The sequence below is a fragment of the Pseudonocardia broussonetiae genome (genome assembly GCF_013155125.1).
GTDB classification, from domain to species: domain Bacteria; phylum Actinomycetota; class Actinomycetes; order Mycobacteriales; family Pseudonocardiaceae; genus Pseudonocardia; species Pseudonocardia broussonetiae.
This window is the reverse complement of record NZ_CP053564.1, coordinates 4280679-4299499: the sequence shown is the minus strand read 5'-3', so window position 1 is coordinate 4299499 and position 18821 is coordinate 4280679. Positions and strand designations below refer to the sequence as shown.

The 18821-nt window shown below is 76.2% G+C and carries 15 protein-coding genes; 10 read left to right on the top strand and 5 right to left on the bottom strand.

Going from position 1 to position 18821, the window contains the following annotated elements; all coding sequences use genetic code 11:
• Positions 1-352 precede the first annotated feature (352 nt).
• The 5 genes from HOP40_RS21085 to HOP40_RS21065 are packed head-to-tail and all read left to right on the top strand — an operon-like array spanning position 353 to position 6028.
• Positions 353-2047, top strand: a complete 1695-nt coding sequence (locus HOP40_RS21085) for a SulP family inorganic anion transporter (protein ID WP_172161194.1) — start codon at positions 353-355, stop codon at positions 2045-2047.
• 34 nt (positions 2048-2081) lie between these two features.
• Complete coding sequence (locus tag HOP40_RS21080; RefSeq protein WP_172161192.1) at positions 2082-3038, top strand: formylglycine-generating enzyme family protein; 957 nt, start codon at positions 2082-2084, stop codon at positions 3036-3038.
• Complete coding sequence (locus HOP40_RS21075; RefSeq protein WP_172161190.1) at positions 3035-3472, top strand: hypothetical protein; 438 nt, start codon at positions 3035-3037, stop codon at positions 3470-3472. Before HOP40_RS21080 ends, HOP40_RS21075 begins: the two co-directional genes overlap by 4 nt.
• Positions 3473-3485: 13 nt before the next feature.
• A complete protein-coding gene (locus tag HOP40_RS21070; protein WP_240157180.1) occupies positions 3486-4709 on the top strand; it encodes a cation:proton antiporter domain-containing protein in 1224 nt (407 codons plus the stop codon).
• Complete coding sequence (locus tag HOP40_RS21065; RefSeq protein WP_172161186.1) at positions 4709-6028, top strand: DUF2254 domain-containing protein; 1320 nt, start codon at positions 4709-4711, stop codon at positions 6026-6028. The genes HOP40_RS21070 and HOP40_RS21065 overlap by 1 nt, the downstream gene beginning before the upstream one ends.
• Before the next feature lie 112 nt (positions 6029-6140).
• Here HOP40_RS21065 and HOP40_RS21060 read toward each other — a convergent pair whose 3' ends face one another.
• Both HOP40_RS21060 and HOP40_RS21055 read right to left on the bottom strand, forming a co-directional pair.
• Positions 6141-6587, bottom strand: coding sequence for a DUF7144 family membrane protein (locus tag HOP40_RS21060; protein ID WP_205346855.1), 447 nt, complete (start codon positions 6585-6587; stop codon positions 6141-6143).
• 52 nt (positions 6588-6639) lie between these two features.
• The gene (locus HOP40_RS21055; RefSeq protein ID WP_240157179.1) at positions 6640-7821 is read right to left on the bottom strand and encodes an AI-2E family transporter; all 1182 of its coding nucleotides are present in this window, start codon (positions 7819-7821) and stop codon (positions 6640-6642) included.
• A gap of 180 nt (positions 7822-8001) precedes the next feature.
• Between HOP40_RS21055 and HOP40_RS21050 the strand changes: the two genes are divergently transcribed.
• Entirely contained in the window at positions 8002-8283 is a 282-nt protein-coding gene (locus HOP40_RS21050; protein ID WP_172161184.1) for a hypothetical protein, read from the top strand.
• Positions 8284-8292: 9 nt separating this feature from the next.
• On the opposite strand, the gene HOP40_RS21045 is transcribed toward HOP40_RS21050, so the two are convergent.
• Together HOP40_RS21045 and HOP40_RS36475 are read right to left on the bottom strand one after the other, a co-directional pair.
• Complete coding sequence (locus tag HOP40_RS21045; RefSeq protein WP_172161182.1) at positions 8293-10803, bottom strand: MalT transcriptional regulator family protein; 2511 nt, start codon at positions 10801-10803, stop codon at positions 8293-8295.
• 169 nt (positions 10804-10972) lie between these two features.
• Positions 10973-13600, bottom strand: a complete 2628-nt coding sequence (locus tag HOP40_RS36475) for a winged helix-turn-helix domain-containing protein (protein WP_172161180.1) — start codon at positions 13598-13600, stop codon at positions 10973-10975.
• Positions 13601-13695: 95 nt separating this feature from the next.
• Between HOP40_RS36475 and HOP40_RS21035 the strand changes: the two genes are divergently transcribed.
• From HOP40_RS21035 to HOP40_RS21020, 4 genes are all read left to right on the top strand, one after another.
• Positions 13696-13944: a hypothetical protein gene (locus tag HOP40_RS21035; protein WP_172161178.1), complete on the top strand. Its 249-nt coding sequence runs from the start codon at positions 13696-13698 to the stop codon at positions 13942-13944.
• A gap of 582 nt (positions 13945-14526) precedes the next feature.
• The gene (locus HOP40_RS21030) at positions 14527-14688 is read left to right on the top strand and encodes a hypothetical protein (protein ID WP_172161176.1); all 162 of its coding nucleotides are present in this window, start codon (positions 14527-14529) and stop codon (positions 14686-14688) included.
• A gap of 58 nt (positions 14689-14746) precedes the next feature.
• Positions 14747-15007, top strand: coding sequence for a hypothetical protein (locus HOP40_RS21025; RefSeq protein WP_172161174.1), 261 nt, complete (start codon positions 14747-14749; stop codon positions 15005-15007).
• Positions 15008-15347: 340 nt separating this feature from the next.
• Positions 15348-17942 carry a winged helix-turn-helix domain-containing protein gene (locus HOP40_RS21020; RefSeq protein WP_172161172.1) on the top strand — a complete coding sequence of 865 codons (2595 nt, stop codon included), beginning with the start codon at positions 15348-15350 and terminating at the stop codon, positions 17940-17942.
• 157 nt (positions 17943-18099) lie between these two features.
• Here HOP40_RS21020 and HOP40_RS21015 read toward each other — a convergent pair whose 3' ends face one another.
• A complete protein-coding gene (locus tag HOP40_RS21015) occupies positions 18100-18417 on the bottom strand; it encodes an amphi-Trp domain-containing protein (protein ID WP_172161170.1) in 318 nt (105 codons plus the stop codon).
• Positions 18418-18821 lie beyond the last annotated feature (404 nt).

Here is an 18821-nt window from a genome sequence, read left to right as displayed (position 1 = left end):
AGGTGAGAACAGTACGGGCGGCGGGCCTACCTACCTGCGCGCCGCAGTCCGGACCGAGGAGGACACGATGAACGAACGAGGTGCCCGATGATGTGGATGTTGCCGACGCTCCTGGTCGCGCTGAGCGTCGTGGCGATCCGGTTGCACCGCCGCGCCACGCGCTTGTACGGCCCCCTCCTCGGCCCACGCCACCGGCCCAACCACTCGCTGTGCCCCCACCCGGCACCGTTGCTGAGCCGTCATCGCTAGCGCACCGGACACCGAGCCGGCGTCGCGAGGGCGGCGGCTGCGGCGGCTCCTGCCCGGGGCCGCCGACCTGGCCGGGTACCGGCGGGCGTGGCTGCGCCCCGACGTGCTCGCCGGGCTCGGGGTGTGGGCGGTGCTGGTGCCGCAGGGCCTCGCCTACGGCGAGCTGGCCGGCCTGTCCCCGGTCGCGGGCCTCTACACCGCACTCGGCGCCCTGCTGCTGTACCCGTTGCTGGGCAGCAGCCGCTACGCCAACGTCGGACCCGAGTCGTCGATCGCCATCGTGACCGCGGCCTACGTCGGCGGCCTCGTCGCCGACGCCCCCGAGCGGGCCGCCGGGCTGGCCGCGCTGCTCAGCCTGGTGACGGCGGGCTTCCTGCTCCTGGGGGCGCTGCTGCGTCTCGGCGTGGTGGCCCGGTTGCTGTCCACGCCGGTGCTGGCCGGCTACCTCGCCGGGTCGGCCGTCGTGATCGGCTCAGGCCAGCTCGGCAAGATCTTCGCGGTCCCCACGCCGGCCGAGCAGTGGTGGCGCAAGCTGGGTGAGCTGGTCGCCGCACTCCCGACGACGAACACGCGGGCGCTGCTCATCGGCGTCGCGACGGTGCTCGTCGTGGTCGCCGTGATCCGCTGGGCCCCGGGCGTGCCCGGCATCCTGCTCGCGGTCACGTCGGCCACCGCCCTCGTGGCCCTCGTCGGGTGGCAGGACGAGGTGCCGGTGATCGGCGAGGTCGACTCCGGCATCCCGGTCCCGTCGCTCCCCGACACGGCGCCCGGCGACGTGCTCGACCTGCTCGGCGCCGGAGCGAGCGTCGCCCTCCTGATCTTCGCGAGCAGCATGCTGACGGCCGGCGCCCTGGCCCGTCGTGACCGAGACCGGGTGTCGGGCCGCCGGGAGTTCCTCGGCCTGGCCGCCGCGTCCGTCGGTTCGGGCCTGCTGCAGGGGTTCCCCGCGAACGCGAGCGACTCGCGCAGCTTCATGGTCGCCGACGCCCGCGCCCGGTCGCAGGGGGCGAACCTCGTGGCGGCGGCGCTCACCGCGGTGACGCTGCTGGTGCTGACGCCGGTCTTCCGGTACCTGCCGCAGGCGGCGCTCGGCGCGGTCGTGCTCGTGGCCTCGGCCCGGATGGTCGACCTCGACGGGCTGCGCCTGCTGTGGCGGGTCCGGCGCAGCGACTTCGTGCTCGCGGCCGTCACGGCGGGCGGCGTGTTGGTCGTCGGCGTGCTGCCGGGCATCGGTGTGGGGGTGGCGGTGTCGCTGCTGGAGGTGCTGCGGCGAGCCGTGCTGCCGCCCACGGCGGTGCTGGGCCGGGTCGCGGGCCGAACCGCGTGGCGGACCGCGGCCAACCACGACGGCTCCCGGATGGTGCCCGGACTGCTCGTCTACCGCTTCGACGCGCCGCTGTTCTTCGCGAACGCGGCCGTGCTGCGCGAGGAGGTGATCGACCTCGTCGACGCGTCGGACCCGCCGGTGCGCGAGGTCGTCATCGACGCCGAGGGCATCGTCGACATGGACGTGACGGGCGCCGAGGCGCTCGACGAGCTGATGGACCAGCTCGAGGAGAGGTCCGTGCGGTTGGTGCTGGTCAGCGTGCGCACGACGCTGCGCACCACCTTGCAGCGGCTGGGTCTCGAGGACCGCATCGGGGCGCACGGGTTCCCGCTCCGCGTCCGCGACGCCGTCGTCGAGTTCCGGCGCCGCACGCAGACGGAGCGGGCCGCCCGGGAGGCCGCCGACCCGGAGTCGGCCGAGCCGGCGGACCCCACGGCCGGCGGGACCGGGCGGGTCATCCGCGACGGGTGATGCCGCCGCCGAGCGCGGTGGGGATCGTCGGCGCATGCCGGTGTCGGATGCGACGGACAGCTCGTGCTGCGGTGGGGTGTCCCGCAGCGGGACGGATGCGGGGGTGCGGGCGGAGGGCCGCACCGGCGGGACGCCGACCACGCCGACGACGCAGCCCCACACGGCACTGCTCGCGCTGCCCGGTGGCGTGTTCAGGATGGGTTCCGACGAGCAGCGCTACCCCGGCGACGGCGAGGGGCCGGCGCGGGACGTCCGGGTCGGGGCGTTCCGGATCGCCCCGCACGCGGTCAGCAACGACGACTTCGCCGCCTTCGCCGCGGCGACCGGGTACGTCACGACGGCGGAGTGGGTGGGGACGTCCTTCGTGTTCGGGGGCCTGCTGCCCGACGACTTCCCGCCGACGCGGGCGGTCGCGGCCGCGCCCTGGTGGCGGGAGGTGCCAGGTGCCTCGTGGCGCAGGCCGGAGGGCGGCGCCTCGGACGTCGACGGCCGGGGGGACCACCCGGTCGTCCACGTGTCGTGGTTGGACGCGCGCGAGTACTGCCGGTGGGCGGGCGGGCGGCTGCCCGCCGAGGCGGAGTGGGAGTACGCGGCGCGCGGCGGGCTCGACGGGGTCCGGTACCCCTGGGGCGACGAGCTGACCCCCGGCGGCGAGCACCGGATGAACGTGTTCCAGGGCCGGTTCCCGGGCCGCGACACCGGCGAGGACGGCTTCGCCGGCACCGCGCCCGTCGACGCCTACCCGGCGAACGGGTACGGCCTGCACAACACGACGGGGAACGTCTGGGAGTGGTGCGCCGACCGGTTCGGTCCGGCGCGGCCCGGCCGGCGGAACATGCGGGGTGGCTCCTACCTCTGCCACGAGTCCTACTGCTGGCGCTACCGGTGCGCCGCGCGCAGCGCGAACACCCCGGACAGCAGCGCCGGGAACATCGGCTTCCGCATGGCGGCGGCCGTCCACCCGGCCGGCGGGATCGAGGACGACCGATGATCTTCGCGCTGCTCGCCGCGTACCTCACCAAGCGTCCGCCGCCGATCCAGGCGCTCGTCGTCGGTCTGTGCACCGGCCTGTTCGTCGCCACGGCGGCCGAGGCGAACCAGCGGGACCCGGTGATCGCCTCCGTCGTGCTCCTCGTCCTCACCGTGGGCGCCGTCGCGGGCGGAGCCTTCCTGCTGGCGCTGAAGACCCAGGTCCGGCGCGGCTGGACGGTCGGTACGACCCCGCCCCGGTGGGTCGCCCTCGCCTACTCCGCGGTGTGGGTCCTGTCGCTGGTCGCCGCCGTCACGGCCCTGTTCGGCGCGGGCGGTCTCCCGGTGGCGGTGCTGGCGGTCGTGCCGATCGTGCTCCTGGCCCCGCCCGCGCTCCTCGGGATCCGGACCCTGCTCGGGCGGTCACCGGCCCCCGACGTCGACGCACGCGGGTGAGGCGGCCGTGCACGTGACGACGGCGCTCCTGGTGGTCACCGGGGCGATCTTCGCGTGGGGGCTGGTCTCCGCGCGGTTCGAGCGGGCGGACCTGACGGCCCCCATCGTCTTCGTGGTCGTCGGCGCGGTCCTGGCGGCGCTGGGTGCGGCCGACCCGTCGTCGGCCTCGGAGGGCCTCGAACCGCTGGTGGAGCTCACCCTCGTCTGGGTGCTCTTCGGTGACGCCGCGCGGGTGCGGGTCGCCGAGCTCCGGGGCGACCTGGGCCGCTACGTGCGCCTGCTCGGGGTGGGCCTGCCCCTCACGGTCGTCCTCGGGTGGCTGCTGGCGCTCTGGCTGGCGCCCGGGCTCGGCGTGTGGCTCGCGCTGCTCGTCGCCGCGGCCCTGGCGCCCACCGACGCGGCGCTGGGCGTGCCGGTCGTGACGAACCCGGCGGTGCCGTCCCCGATCCGCCGGCTCCTCACCGTGGAGAGCGGGCTGAACGACGGCATCGCCACGCCGGTCGTCATGCTCGCGATCGCCGGCGCCGCCTCCGCCGAGGGACTCGCCGAGGGGCGCGGCGTCGGCGCGGCGCTGGTCGAGCTGGCCGTGGGCGTGGGCGTGGGCGTGGCGGCCGGCGTCGGCGGGGGCGCCCTGCTGCGGTGGGCCCGGCACCGGGGGTGGTCCGCCGAGGAGTTCGCGGGCATCGCCGTCCTCGCGCTCGCCCTCGCCTGCTACCTGGCCGCGGTCGCGGTCGGCGGGAACGGCTTCGTCGCCGCGTTCTGCGGCGGGCTGGCCTTCGGCGCGGCGGCCGGTCGACGCGGGCCGGCGGAGGTCGTGTTCCTGGAGCAGGCGAGCGGCCTGGTCTCCCTGCTCGTGTGGATCGCCTTCGGCCTGATCGCGGTACCGCTGGTGCTCGCCGGGCTGGACGTGGTCACCGTGGTGTACGCCGTCCTGAGCCTCACCGTCGTGCGGATGCTGCCCGTCGCGCTCGCCCTGGTCGGCTCGGGCCTCGACCGGCGGACCGTCGCGTTCGTCGGCTGGTTCGGGCCGCGCGGGCTGGCGTCCCTGGTCTTCGCCCTGCTCGCCGTGGAGGAGCTCGGGCCGCAGGCCGACCCGGCCGTCGTCGTCATCGCCGTGACGGTGCTGCTGAGCGTGGTCGTCCACGGGTTGAGCGCCGCACCCCTCGCCGCCCGGTACGGCCGGTCGGTCGGGGCGCGCCCGCCCGGGGCCGACGCGGCCGGCCGGGTGCCGCCGTGATGCCCTGGTCCGTCCGGTTCGAGCTCCGCCAGTACCTCAAGGGCAGCCTGTGGGTGCTGCCGGTGCTCGGTCTGCTCCTCGGGGTCGTCCTCGCCCAGGTCGCCCTCGCCGTGGACGACGCCGTGCGCCTGCCGACCGGCTGGACCTACTCGGCGGCGACGGCCAGCGGGGTCCTCACCGCGATCGTCGGGGCGATGGTGGCCCTCCTCGGGTTCGTCGTGACGGTCGGCGTGCTCGTCGTGCAGCAGGCGACGAGCACGCTCTCGCCGCGGTACATGCGGCTGTGGTACCGCGACCGGTTGCAGAAGGTGGTGCTGGCGACCTTCGCCGGCACCCTGACCTTCGCGTTCGCGCTGCTGCGCCGGATCGGCGAGGACACCGTGCCGGACGTCGGCGTCACGACGGCGGGCGTCGCCGTGGCGGCGAGCCTCGGCCTGCTGATGGTCTACCTCGACCGCTTCACCCACGACCTGCGGCCGGTGGCCGTGGCGGCGCTCGTGAGCCGGTCCGGGCAGGAGGTGCTCGCCCGCTGGACCGCCGAGATGTGCGCGGACGGGAGCGCCCCACGGGACGGCGCGGCCGCCGCCCCGGTCCCGGGTCCGACCTGGAGCCTCGTGGCCCAGCGGACCGGTGTCGTGCAGGCCGTCAACCTCGCCGCCCTCGTGTCCGCCGCCGAGGAGCACGACTGCACGATCGTGCTCGACCGGACCGTCGGGGACTTCGTGACCACGGGCACCGTGCTGGCGCAGGTGCACGGCGCAGGCCCCCCGCCCGCCGACCACCTGCGCCACCAGTTCGCGTTCGGCCGCGAGCGCACGATCGAGCAGGACCCGGCCTTCGCGATGCGCGTCCTGGTCGACATCGCGACGAGGGCGGTCTCCCCCGCGATCAACGATCCGACGACCGCGGTGCAGGTCCTGGACTACGTCGAGGACTTCCTGGAGGTCCTGGCGCGCACGGACCTGCGCTCGAGGTGCACCCTCGGCCGCGGCGGGGCCACGAGGCTCGTGATCCCCGGGCCGGGGTGGGAGGAGTACCTCGAGCTGGCGGTGACCGAGGTGCGCGACTACGGCGTCACGTCGGTCCAGGTGTGCCGGCGCCTGCGAGCCGTCCTCGACCGGATCCTCGTGGTCGTGCCGGACGAGCGGCGCGCCGCGGTCCGGGAGGAGCTCCGGCGCTTGGACGCCGCGGTGGCGACGGCGTTCCCCGAGCCGGGCGGCCGCGAGCCGGCCGCCGTCGGCGACCGGCACGGGATCGGGGGGCGGGTGGACCGGCCGGCCGGTCCGGCGGTCGCTCGGATCGCCGCCGCCCGGCAGTAGCCGCCGGATCGAAGCCTCCGTCGCGCACGGCTGACGGCGGGCGGGCCGGCCGGCGGGGAACTCCCCCACCGACCGGCCCGCGGACCGACCGGGCAGGTGCTGCGACACCCGCTCAGGTGTTCTCGGGGGCGCTCCTGTCGTAGGCGCACAGCGCCCAGATGGTGAAGACGTTGAGCGCGACGAGAAGCAGGGACCACACGGGGTAGTAGGGCACGAAGAGGAAGTTGCCGATCATGCACAGCGCCGTGATCGCGATGCCCACGATGCGACCCCAGATCCGGCCGGCGAGGACGCCGAACCCGGCGACGGCGACGGCGAGGCCGATGAGGAGGTGGATCCAGCCCCACGTGGTGAGGTCGAAGGCGAAGACGTAGCGGGGGGTGGTCAGGTAGACCTCGTTCTCGAACAGCGCCACGAGTCCCTGGACGACGTTGAACACGCCGGCCATGATCATCAGGACGCCGGCGAGGAGGCTCAGTCCCACGACCCAGCCCGCGGGCTGATCGTCGACGCTGTACGACCGGTAGCTCTGGTCGGGGTGTGCTTCGGGTGTGGACATCGGCCCTCCTGGGGCGGCGCGGGTACGAGCGGGCGAGGGGAGGATCGCGCCGTCAGGGAGCGGTCCCGTCATCCCGTGGAGGTGAGTCGGGCGCAGGTGGTGCCGAGGGCCGTGCGGCCGCCGGCGCGGGTTCCGTCGCCGACGCCCGCAGGAGCGCGTCGGCCCACCGGGCCTGCGGGTCGACGTCGACCAGCACGGACTTGGCCAGCAGCGTGAGCGGGATGGCCAGGATCGCGCCCAGCGGACCGAGCAGCCAGGCCCAGAACACCAGGGCCACGAAGGTGACGGTGACGGACAGGCCGACCGCGTCGCCGATGAACCGCGGCTGCACGATCGACTGGATCACGAAGTTGAGCACGCAGTAGACGAGGATGACGATCAGCATGAGCGACGGGCCGCCCGTGAGGAGCCCGAGCAGCGCCGGTGGCACGACACCGACGACGAACCCGATGTTGGGGATGTAGTTGGTGATGAAGGCGAGCAGACCCCAGGTGACGGCCAGCGGGATGCCCAGCAGCGCCAGCGCGACGGTGTCCAGCACCGCCACGATCAGACCGAACACCGTGGTCACGATCAGGTACTGGCGGGTGCCCCAGGCGAACTGGCCCAGCGCGTCGGTGATGGCCGGCCGGTCGCGCGCGATGAGGGCGAGGCGGTCCCCCGCGCCGCCGGCCTCGACGCTGAGGAACAGCAGCAGCGCCAGCAGGAACACGAAGTTCGTCGCCAGCCCGGCGACGCTGCTCAGCAGCGCGCTCAGCACCCCGGTGACCCGGCCCAGGTCCAGCGATCCCGCCGCCTGCCGGAGCTGCTCCGGACCGATCCCCCAGGCGGCCAACCGCCCCGTCGCGGACTCCACCAGGCCCTGCGCCTCGGCGGCGTAGGCCGGCAGCTCGGTGGCCAGCCGGGCGATCGAGACGACGATGCCCAGCGCGAGACCCAGCAGGATCGCGTAGACCAGGACGAGGACGACAAGACCGGTCGCCCACCCCGGCCAGCCGCGACGGCGCAGCCGGGTCTGCACCGGCGCCACCGCGATCACCACGACCAGCGCCATGAACACCGGCCCGATCAGCCACGCGGTGGCCTGCACGCCGGCGAGCACCACCACGATGGCCGCGGCGACCACCAGGATCACCAGCGCGCGGGGCACGGCCCGGCGCCCGATCGCCACCCCGTCGACGAGGTGTGCCCGGACGACGGTCGGAGCAGCGGCAGTGGGGTCGGGAGGGGTCACGCCACGACGCTAGGGCGGGCCGCACGGACCGGTGTCACCCGCGCCGGGCGAACCGGCCGCACCGCTCGTGCCGCTCGGCCCCGCAGTCGTGATCCACCGGAATGAGTCCCGCCCATGACGGGTAGCCTCGGCCGCACACCCCGGATCGCACCGGGGCCGGGTCCCCAGGAGAGGACCGTCGTGACCGACGACCGAGCGGGTTCCGGTGGGTCCGTCGAGCTCTACGCCCGCGCGCGGGCGTACGACGCCGTGCGGGCGGTGCTGTCGGACGACCACTGCCACGAGCGCGGAGTCGCCGCGGCCCGCGAGGTCGCGGAGGCGGTGCTGGCGGAGTCCGGCGTCACGGGACTCACGGACATGACCGTCGAGCTCTCGCTCAAGCTCGCATCGGCGCTCGAGCGCATCGCCACCGACCAGGGGGTCGCCGCCGTCGACCTGGCCGACGTGTGGTTCGTGGACTGACCGCCCCGGTCAGCGCAGCAGGCCGCGTTCCCGGGCCGCCCACACGGCGGTGCGGCGGCTGCTCGCCCCCAGCTTCCGGTAGAGCGTCCGGAGGCGAGCACGCGCATCGCCGGCCGCGATGCGCTGCACCCGGGAGATCTCCTCCACCGACAGGGCGGAGGGCAGCAGCGCCAGCAGCAGCACCTCGTCGTCGTCGAGGTCGCGGGGGCCGCGGCCGCGCGGCGGACCGGCGCCGAGGGCCCGCACCGCGAACGGCTCCGGGGTGCCGGAGCGGACGACGTGGTCGGCCAGCAGCTCCCGCGTCTGCCCCCCGGCCGTCGCGAACGGCCGCACGACGTCGAGGCACGCCCCGGAGGACAGGGCGTCGCGGAGGGCCCGACGTGCCGCGGGGACGTCACCCTCGACCACACGGGCGCCCGCCTCCACCAGCAGCGCCTCCACGGCGGTGTGCGGCAGGACCGGGGTGGCGACGCCGTCGAGCACCGGCTCGACCAGGGCCGTGGCCGCCCGGTCCCGGCCCGCCGCCTGTGCCGCCCACGCCCGCATCACGAGGACCTCGGCGCGGGCGCCGATGCGGTCCGCGAGCCACGTGAGGACCTCGTCGGCGGCTGCCGGGAGGTCGAGCGCGACGGCGGCGCTGTGCTCCAGCACGGCCAGGACGGCGGTCTGCTCGTCGCTCAGGCGGACCTCGCCGAGCGCGGCCCTGGCCGCCTGCATCTCCCGGAGGCCGCGGTGCCGCTGCCCGGCGTCGAACGCCGCCGCACCGCGCACCGCCCGCAGTGCGTGGACGTAGCGGGGGTGCAGCGCGCTCCCGCCCCGCTGCAGCGCCCGACCGGCGAGCCGGTGCGCCTCGACCGGCTCCGACCTCAGCAGGGCCCCGTAGGCGAGCATCCACCGGGACGCGGCCGTCGACGGTGACGACTCCCACCCGCCCGCGGTGGCCGCCTCGTCGGCGCCCGCCGCCCGGACCACCATCGACCGGTGGTCGCCCTCGATGCCCGCGACGCCGGCGAGCAGCCCGAGGCACTGCATCCCGAGGTGCCCGAATCCGTGGGCGCGCGCCAGCTCCGCCGCCTCCTCGAGCGCGGCGGTGGCCCTGGCCGTGTCGCGGTGGACGAGCAGCGCCCGCCCACCCGCGCCCACGAGGGCGAGGGCGGTCCACTCCGGCGAGTCGCTCCGGCTCAGCGCCACGTCGACCGGGCCCGGGGCCCCACCGAGATCGCCGGTGGCGAGCGCGGCGAACACCGCCGCGGCCGCTTCGAGGACGGCGAGCCTGGCCGCCCTCGCGGACGGTGCCGGGACCCCGCCCGCCGCGGACCCCGGCCGGTCGCTCGGCACCAGTGGACTCCCGGCCTCGGTGCGGACCAGCGCCGCGCAGGCGCTCAGCCAGGCGTCGGCGGCGACCGCGCGCTCACCGATGCGGGACAGGGCCTCGCCGAGGACGGCGTGGTCGCCCGTCACCAGCAGCACGCCGGCGGACCGGTGCACCAGTTCCGCGAGCACGACCGGATCGCCGCCCCGGAGGGCGTCGTCGAGCGCCGAACGGGGATCCCCGTGCCCGGTCGTCCGGGGGCCGCGGGCACCGCTGCCGCCGCTGCCACGACCCGGGCGGGGAGCCACGAGTGCGAGCACGCGGTAGGCACCGCCGGGCTCCCGCCCGACGAGCCGGCTCTCGCGGGCCAGCCGGTCCAGGGCCTCACCGGCATCACGGCGGCCGCTGCGGACGACGAGGTCGTCCACGCTGGCCGGCTCGGGGCCGACGGCGACGAGCAGGTCGCGGTCCGGGGCCGGCAGGCCGGCCAGCACCTCCCCGACGAGGAAGTCGCCCACCGACCGGTCCGTGGCGGCGAGGCGCTCCAGGAACGGGGCCGCATCTGCGCCGCCGCGCAGGGCGGCCCCGACGAGCCGGACACCCAGGGGCCATCCGCCGGTCCGGGCGCGGACGTCGCGCACCTGGCCCGCGGTGAGGTGCAGGTCCAGGCGCCGCAGCAGGTCGTGGGTCTCGTCGGTCGAGAAGCGCAGCAGGTCCGCCCGGACCTCGCCGAGCAGCCCCGCGGACCGGAGCGACGACAGCGCCCCCGGGGTGTCCGACTGGCTGCAGAGGACGAGGCGGATCCCGGCCGGGCGCGCGGCGACCAGCGCGTCGAGATCGGCGAGCCCGGCGGGTCCGAGCCCGTGGACGTCGTGCAGGACGAGCGTGACGCGGACCGGCAGGACGTCCAGCGCGCGCACGACGTCCGCGGCGGGGGCCGACCGCGCCGCGGTCGCGCCGCCGGCGAGCGCGTGGACCGCGCTCCCGGCCGGCACCGCGGGGCAGGAGGACAGCGCGGCGAGGACCACCGGCCAGAGTGGCCCGTCCCGAGCGGGGGAAGCATCGGCCCAGGCGGTCGGGGTGGCCGGGGTGGCGGTACGCACCCAGTCCACGAGCAGCGAGGTCTTGCCGAACCCGGGGGGCGCGCAGACCAGGACCGTCCGCTCCGCGGCGTCCGCGAGCGCGGCGAGCAACCGGGGTCGCGGCACGGACGCGTCCTCGGCCCCGGCCACCGTGTTCCCCGCTGCTGGAACCGGCATGGCGTCACTGCCCCTCGCTCGTGGACGTGCTGCGAACGGCCGCACGATCCCGCCGGACGGGATGACCCCGGCTCACTCCGCCGGGATGAGCGCAGTTCCCCCGTCGTGACCGCCCGTTTCACAAGAGGCGCAGTTCCTTCGCCCGTCGCACGGCATCCCGCCGCCCGCCCGCCGCGAGCTTGCGGTAGACCATCCGCTGGTGCGTCTTCACCGTGTTGACCGACAGGTAGAGCTCGGAGGCGATCTCGGTGTTCGAGAGCGTGCTCGCGAGATAGCGGAGGACGTGCTGCTCCCGCGCGGTCAGCGGCTCGACCAGGGTCGCCGGCGGTCCACCGCCTCCACCGGACATCCTACGCAGGAGGTCAACGGCGAAGGCGGACGCGGAGCTGCCGGCCTCGATCCTGGCGCCGAGCGCGTCGCGCAGGAGCGACGCCTGGACCAGGAAGGGCCGTCGCACGGCCAACGGGGCGGCGGCGCGCAGTGCGCGCTCCAGCCGGGCGAGCGCGGCCTCCGGCTCGTCCGGCCAGGCGACCAGGCTCCGCAGGACGCCGCCCTCCACCAGCCCGCGCACCGTCGCGTCGTCGTCGGGGAACCGGTCGAGCACCTGCGCGGCAGCAACGCGGTCCCCCGTCGCGAGCCTCAGTCGGGCGAGTGCGTGTGCGTGTGCGGCCGTCGGTGGGCCGCGCAGCCCGGCCAGCACCTCCTCCGCACCCCGCAGGTCCCCGAGACCGCGCAGCAGGTCCGCCTCCACCCGACCCAGCCCGGCGGCGAGCGCGGGGGGTGCGCGGCCGGCCAGGTCGGCCGTCGCCGAGCGCAGCCCGGACAGCGCCCCGGCCGGATCCCCGGTGTCCGCCCGGCGGAGCGCGGCCAGCGCGGCCGCGGCCAGCCGGACGTGGGCCTCGGGGATGACCGCCTCGACCTCGGCCACCTGGCCGAGCCAGCGGTCGGTCCCGGCCCGGTCGTCCCGGTCCAGCGCCACCCGGGCCAGCGTCAGGTAGGCCGCGACGACCTGCACCGAGACCGCCCAGCCGGCGGTGGTCGCCCGGTCGACCACCGACCGCGCCCCGTCCTCCGCGGCGACGAGGTCGCCCTGCTCGCAGCGCAGGAGCGCGAGGTGGGCGGCTGCGTTGAGGTGCGGCCGCAGGACGCCACCGGACCGGTCCAGGTCGTCGGCCTCCCGCAGGTGCGCCTCCGCCTCGACGAGGTCCCCGGTCCAGTACTCCGCCGTGCCGGCGTTGGAGGCGGCCAGCATCGGTACGAGGTCCCAACCGGCGAGGCCGCTGGCCGCGAGCACGGCCGGGTCCCGGGGGATCCGGCGGCAGGCGGCCGCCACGGCGGTGAGGTCGCCGTCCGCGCGGCGGGCGGCGATGTCGATCAGTTCCAGCACCAGCCGCAGCCTGGTCGCACGACGTGGCGGCAGCGAGTCGACGCCGGCCCGGGCGGCAGCGGCCATCTCCCGGGCGTCGTGGGGTGAGGCGTGGTACGAGCGCACCCCGGCCAGGGCCGCGGCGAGCTCCGGGTGGCCGAGGAGGACCTCTCGGGGCACCGCGGAGAGGAGGGTGTCGATCTCCTGCGGATCGTCCCGGACGACGAGGGGCAGGAGGTGGACGCCGAGGACCTCCGCGGCGAGCGGCCACAGGCGCCCGCGCAGCGCGTAGCGGACGGCCTCGAGGGGCATCGCGTGGTGGAGGTACCACTCGGCGGCCCGGCGGTGGAGGTCGCGGGAGGTGCGGGGCCGGGTGATCCGGGTGCGGAGGACGTCGGCGATCAGCCGGTGCAGCCGGTACCACCGGCCTCCGCTGCCCACGGCGTGCACGAACAGGTGGGACGCGGCCAGCTCCGCGAGCGTCGACGCACCGGTGCGGCCGCCGGTCATCGCGTCGGCGAGATCGGCGGACACGACGTCGAGGATGCTGACCCGGACGAGGAAGTCGAGCACGTCCGGGGCCAGCCGGTCGATCACCTCGTCCAGGAGGTACGCCGCCACGGCGTGGTCGTCGCCCGAGAACGCGTCGACGAAGCCGGCGGGATCCACGCCTCCCTGCATCTCCAGTGCAGCGAGCCGCAGTCCGGCCGCCCACCCCTCGGTCCGTCCCACCAGCCGCCCGACGTGGACGTCGTCGAGGTCGATGCCGAGCCCGTCGAGCAGGGCGCGCGCCTCCCCCGGTCCGAAGGCGAGGTCGGCGGCCCGGATCTCGGTCAGGACGCCGGCGAGGCGCAGGCGGTTCAGCGGCCAGGGCGGGTCGCGGCGGGTGGTGACGACGAGGCGGAGGCCGGGCGGAGGCCGCTGGACCAGCCGGAGCAGGCTCTCGTGCACGGCGAGGGCGGTGATCTCGTGCAGGTTGTCGAGCACGAGGACGACGGAGGGCTCGACGGCAGCCGTCGCTGCGGCCACCCCGGCGGGCAGGTGGTCCAGGTCGCCGGCGGCGACGGCGCTGCGCAGCTCGGCCGTGGCCCGCTCGCCGACCGCCGGGGCCAGGGCGTCGACGACGGCCGCCCAGAAACCCGGCAGGTCGTCGTCGCGCGAGCCGAGCGAGACCCACGCGTCACGGCCCGCCGTGCCGCCGGCGCCGCGCCCCGCACCGCCGAGCCACGAACCCACGAGCAGCGTCTTGCCCCAGCCGGCCGGGGCCGCGATCAGTACGCAGGACCCCGCCACCCCCTCCGTCAGCCGTTCGTGCAGGCGCGGGCGGACGACGACGTTCGTGGCGACGGGAGCGGCGAACCGGGGGTCGGCGTCCCTCATGCTGCGAGGAGGAGACGCGGTCACCCCGCTGCTCCCACGATGGTGCGGGGGGCGCCGCCACCGGTGGCGGCGCCCCTCCCCGAGGGGAGGACGAGGTGGACGCCGAGTACAGCTTCCGGGTCACCGGCCGGCTGAGGCCGGTCCTGCTCGAGGCGCTCGAACCGCTCACCGCCGCGGAGTCGGCGACGGGCACGCTGCTCGTCGGGCGCGCGGCCGACCGGGCCGCCCTGCACGGCTTCATCGCGCGGATCGAGGCGCTCGGGCTGGAGCTCGTCGAACTGCGGCGGCTCCCCGCCGCGACCGGGATCTGCCCGCAGTGCGGCAGCGGGGGCATCGACGGCTGAGCGGACGTGCGCGTCACGGCGCGCGAGCGCAGGCACCGACGTGCTCGACCGCCGCGGGCGAGCGCGCTCCACCTCCATCGCCACCGGCCCCCCTGCTCCGTCGGCGGTCGACCGCCGCAGGCCCGAGTCAACTCCGACCGCGCCGGGGAGTACAGCGCCGTCCGGCGCGTCCGCGGCCCGGCCGAACGGCGCAGGGCCCGGTGAACCGCCTCCGTCGCCCCCTCGCTCGCGACGCGGCCGGGTCACGCCCCGAGCCGGGTGGGCGACGGCGGCGACCGCCACCGCGACCACGTGCGCCGTGCCGCCCGGAGACCCACGACGACGCCGCACCGAGTGCCGCCGCCGCGGGGAGCGTGACGGCCGGTCGGGGGCGGGCCACGCCATCGCCATCACACGCCGAGGTTCCGGCCGCCGGGCGCGAGGGGCCCCATCCCCGACGGGTGAACCCGCCGCGGAGCGCGCTCACCGAGGTGGCCGGCCGCGCTCCTCCGGCCCGAGGTGCGGCTCCTGGTCCTCGGCAACGTCCGGACTGCCCGCCCACCGGTCGGTGCGACGTCGAGCAGCGTCGTCTCCAGCCGTTCCATGACCAGCAGGAACACCCCGGCGAGCACGGGCACCAGCAGGGCGGTCCACATGGTCGACACGCTCGTCGAGGCGCCCGGGGGACGCATCGCCCGCAGCGGAGGAGCCCGGGCGGGCCGGCACCTGCTCCCGCCGCAGCGCCACGAAGAGTGGGAGGGCTAGTGTCACGTCGCGCCCCGGCTCCTCCGCAGGCGGCGTCGCGTGGCCCCGAGGAGCACGAGTGAGCGGCGAACCCGACGACCACGCGCAGCGGGCGGTCCTGCTGGCCATGCGGGCTCTGCTGTCGGACGACCACAACTACGAACGCGGGGTCGCCGCGCTCGACGAGCTGGTGGACCGGACCGTCCGGGAGCGCGGCCCGGCCGCGCTGCGCGACGTCGCCGTGGCGCTCAGCCTGGCGCTGGCCACGGCCGTCGAGCGGATCGCCCAGGACCAGGGCCTGGCCGCCGAGGACCTGGTGGAGGTGTGGTTCGCGGAGTGACCGGACCACGACCCACCGCCCGGTCCCGGGTCACCTCGACGGGTGGTGCACGGTGGCGCGGGCCGTCGCGACACTGCCGGGATGACCGTGCGGCGCCCATGGCGACCGCCTCCCTCCCGACTCGGGTACGACGACGACCGCGCCCACCCTGCGCCCGCCGCAGCGGCCCGGCGTCGCCCGCCGGAGATGAGCCGGGCCGGGCTCCACCGGGCTCACGCTCATGGACACGGCTGGGTGGCAGCCCTATCGTCATCTCCGCACGTGCCACCGGACGATGTCGATCCGAGCCGCCGGTCAGTCGTCCACCCCGGTGCGGACCGGCCAGGGGAACGGATCGCACATGGTGCTCGTCCCGCAGGCCAAGATCGCCGTGCCGCGACTCCCGCCGGGGTTCGTGGAGCGCGCCGCACTGCGCGCCGACCTCGACCCCGCAGCACCCGCGGACGTCGTCCTGGTCTGCGCACCGGCCGGGTACGGGAAGACGCTGCTGCTCGCCGACTGGGCGAGGTCGAGCACGCTGACGGACACCGCGTGGGTCACCGTGGACCGCGACGACAACGACCCCGGGCGGCTCTGGGCCGCCGTGGTGGCGGCGCTCGCGACCTGCCCGTCGGTGCCGTCCGCCGGCGAGCCGCACATCGGGGCGGACCAGCGGCGGGCCCCCGACCCCGACCAGCTCGCCGAGTCCCTCCTCGCCCTCCCGCGCCCCGTCCACCTCGTCCTCGACGACGTCCACGAGCTGGTCGAGCCGCAGGTCCTGCGGGCACTCGCGAGGTTCCTCACGATCATGCCCAGCACCGTCCGCCTGGTGCTCGCGAGCCGGCTCGACCCGCCGCTGTCCCTGCCGAGGCTGCGGCTCGCCGGGCGGTTGAGGGAGCTGCGCGCGGCGCAGATGGCGTTCACCCCCGACCAGGCCGGGGCGCTCCTGGCGGGAGCGGGGCTGGAGCTGTCGCGACCGCAGGTCGACGTGCTGCACCGCCGCACCGGGGGGTGGCCCGCAGGCTTGCGGCTCGCGGCCCTCGGTCTGGCGGAGTCGGCCGACCGGGAGGCGTTCCTGACCCAGTTCTCCGGGGACGACCGGTCGGTGGCCGACTACCTCATCGGGGAGATCCTCTCCGACCTGCCCGCCGACGTGCAGGAGTTCCTGCGGGTGATCAGCATCAGCGATCCGGTACCCGTCGGGCTCGCCGCCGAGCTCACGGGCCGGGACGCCGCGGGCGGCGTCCTCGACGCCCTGGAGCGCCAGACGTCGCTGGTCACCGCGACGGGCCCCGGGCGCGACGCCTACCAGGTCCAGGAGCTCCTCCGCACCCACCTGCTCGCCGAGCTCCGGCGGCTGGGCGTGCGTCGCACCGCCGACCTGCACGGTGCGGCCGCCCGGTGGTGGGCCGCGCAGGACCAGCCGGTGGACGCCCTGGAGCACGCCACCCGCAGCGGCGACACCCCGCTGGTCGCCGAGCTGCTGCACCGGTTCGCGGTGCGGCTCGTCCTGGCGGGGGACCACGGCCCGCTGCGACGCGCGATGACGACGATCGGCGCGCCCGCCACGACCTCCGACCCGACGCTGGCCCTGGCCTCGGCGCTGACGCACCTGGAGGCCGGCGAGCTGTCGGCCGCGCAGAGCGACCTGCGGCGCGGGCGACGGTCGTCGCCCGCGGACGGCGGTGCCGACCTCGCCGTGCTCCGCGCCGTCGCCGACCAACTGGCCGCGGTCCCGTCCGGACCGGTGCCCGCGACCGTCGCCGAGCTCGAGGTGCTGTCGGCGGAACCGGAGCTGGAGGCCCTGGCCCGCCTGACCCGCGGCAGCAGCCAGCTCGGCCACCACGACCTGGTCGGTGCCGGCACGGAGCTCCGGGCGGCGCTGGCGCTGAGCCGCCGCCACGCGTTCGACTACCTGGCGATGCAGTGCCTCGCGCTGCTCGGCGTCGTCGCCGGGACCACCGGTGACATGCGGGCCATGCGGACGGCGAGCGGACAGGCCCTCGACATCGCCGCCGACCACGGCTGGGAGAGCACCCAGTGGTCCGGGGCCGCCAGCGCGATGACGAGCTACACCGCGCTGCTGCGCGCCGATCCCACCGTCGCCGAGCACCGCAGCGCCGAGGCCCTGCTCGGGGGGACGGTCGCCTGGTCACCCGCGCTCCGGTACGTCCTGCGCGCGGTGCACGGCGCGGCGGTCTTCGACCTCGGGGACCGCGCCGCCGGGCTGGCCGAGCTGCAGCAGGCGCGGTCGGAGTTCGGCGACCACGACGGGAGCGAGGAGCAGTGCGCTGCAGCGGCGATGCTGGAGTTCCGCGCCGCCCAGCTGCTCGGCCACTCCGTCGCGACCCGCACCGTGCTCACCTGGCTCGCCGAACACCTGGGGGACGTCGGCGAGGCCGCGGTGATGCGAGCCTGGACGGACGCCGCAGCGGGCCGCCACGAGCACGCCCGCGCCCTGCTGCGCCCCGTGCTCGACGGCCCGGTGGCCACCGTGCTGCCGCACACGGTCGTCGACGCCTGGCTGATCGAGACCTCCATCGCCCTCACGGCCGGCGAGCGGCCGGCGGCCCGCCGGGCACTGCTCAGCGCCCTGACCGCCGCCGAGCTGATCGACGCCGTGCGCCCGTTCGCGCACGCCGGACCGGGCGTCCGGGAGATGCTGGTGCACCAGCGCGGGAGCTTCGGCGCGTCCGACGCGTTCGTCGACCGGGCCCTGGCGGCCGGCGCCGGACGCGGGCACGAGGAGGCGCTTCTGAGCGAGCGGGAGCTGACGGTGCTCGAGCTCCTGCCCTCGCTGCTCTCGCTCGACGAGATCGCCGCCGACATCATCGTGTCGGTCAACACCGTCAAGAGCCACGTGCGGTCGATCTACAGCAAGCTCGGCGTGAGCAGCCGGCGGCTCGCGGTGCTCACCGCCCGCGAGCGGGGGCTCCTGGGCAGCAGCGTCCACTGACCGCCGCCGCGACGATCGTGGCCGGCGGGGCCGCCGCGTCGTGGACGGGGACCCGGCACACCGGACGGGCGCTCGACCAGGTGGTGCGCGTGCCGCTCACGACGTGATCCTCGTGAGGCGACGGGCCGGCAGCACCCTCCGCCCGGCGTGGATGCGATCACCCCGCGGCCCGGGCGCGGCGGCGCGGCTTGGCCTTGGCCTCGACCTCGGCCTCCGACGGCGGCTCCGCGGGCTCCTCCTGCCGGGCCGGTGCCGTCGACCACTTCAGCTCCACCTCGAGCTCGACCTCCGCCCCGTCCACCTCGACCTCCACCTCGCACCGGACGTGGTCGGGGACGCGCAGCGTGACCACGCTGGATCCCAGGGCCAGCTCCACCTCGCCACCGTCGGACAGTGCGGCGGCCAGCGCGGCGAGCCGCCGGGCGGCCTCGTGACGGGTGAGGGACTCGGTCCGGCTGACTTCGACATCCGACACGGCGGGCTCCGTTCGTGAGGAGTGGGGGGAACCGCCGCAGTGTCGGCGCGACACCGGCCCGGGTCGTCACCTCCTCCGGGTGGCCCGGCCGGCGGCCCGCGCGGACGGCGGCGCGGACGGGCGAGTCGCCCTCCGCGGGTGATGCCCGTCGCGGACGACCGGGCAACGGTGAGCCCCATCAACGCTCCTGTCCGCGTGGTTCGGGTCTCTCGTCCACCTCATCGCGCGCGGTCGCAGGATGAACGAGCGCACGGCGGCCCAGGAGCAGAGCAGCCGCGAGGCGTTCGACCGGGTGCTCTGGCAGGTCGTGGTCGCCGCCGTCGGGACCCTGCTCGTCCACTCGTGGGAACGGAGCAGCCGTGAGCAGTGGATCCACCGGTGGGGCCGCCGTCCACCCGCACCGG

Coding starts and splice junctions, on each gene's coding strand:
- HOP40_RS21080 (WP_172161192.1), top strand. CDS start 2,082: ATGCCGGTGTCGGATGCGACGGACAGCTCGTGCTGCGGTGGGGTGTCC.
- HOP40_RS21075 (WP_172161190.1), top strand. CDS start 3,035: ATGATCTTCGCGCTGCTCGCCGCGTACCTCACCAAGCGTCCGCCGCCG.
- HOP40_RS21065 (WP_172161186.1), top strand. CDS start 4,709: ATGCCCTGGTCCGTCCGGTTCGAGCTCCGCCAGTACCTCAAGGGCAGC.
- HOP40_RS36475 (WP_172161180.1), bottom strand. CDS start 13,600: ATGAGGGACGCCGACCCCCGGTTCGCCGCTCCCGTCGCCACGAACGTC.
- HOP40_RS21060 (WP_205346855.1), bottom strand. CDS start 6,587: ATGTCCACACCCGAAGCACACCCCGACCAGAGCTACCGGTCGTACAGC.
- HOP40_RS21030 (WP_172161176.1), top strand. CDS start 14,527: ATGACCAGCAGGAACACCCCGGCGAGCACGGGCACCAGCAGGGCGGTC.
- HOP40_RS21020 (WP_172161172.1), top strand. CDS start 15,348: ATGGTGCTCGTCCCGCAGGCCAAGATCGCCGTGCCGCGACTCCCGCCG.